The 578-nt window shown below is 49.0% G+C and carries 1 protein-coding gene; it reads right to left on the reverse strand.

Features of this window, described 5'->3' with window-relative positions; translation table 11 throughout:
- A partial coding sequence (locus NP590_RS20475) for an IS630 family transposase (protein ID WP_256604600.1) occupies positions 1-578 on the reverse strand: 578 nt, incomplete at both ends.

Here is a 578-nt window from a genome sequence, read left to right on the forward strand (position 1 = left end):
GCAGCCCAAGGTAGCCACTCGTATTTTATTTTCTTCCATAGTATTTCAATGAGATTCAATTCCGGCGAATAGGTTGGCAAAAACCACACCCAAACATGCCCCGACAGCCAAGTCGCCTGATTTTCTCGCTCCGCTTTTCGGTGAACAGGTGCATTGTCCATGATGACGACCGTCAATTTATTTGCAGGACGAGACTGAATAAAAGCCGCCATTGCTTCTGCAACTACCGATGAGGTGACAGGCGTTTCGACCGAATGAAAATAGCTTGTTCCTTGGCGACTCATCAAACCAATGACATTGACACGGCCTGGCGTATTGGCGGGCAGAGCCAGCGTTTTTTCCTGGCGTTGCCACGCGTAAGGGATGCAACCATCCACATTAAAGCCACTTTCATCCATATAAAATAAATCGATCTCACCTGACACTTCCTTGGCTTGCAAGGCATTCAACACCCGTTGTCCTTCTTCGAAGGCTGCAGGGTCTTGTTTTTCCTTGAGGCTGCGCCGACAGCGTTTCCAAACCCAATGGCGCTCTTTTAGTCGACGCTTAATCGTCGGAAACGTCACCGTTAGTCCAGT

Origin of the sequence: Methylomonas subterranea, assembly GCF_024505185.1 — a bacterium.
Taxonomy (GTDB): domain Bacteria; phylum Pseudomonadota; class Gammaproteobacteria; order Methylococcales; family Methylomonadaceae; genus Methylomonas; species Methylomonas subterranea.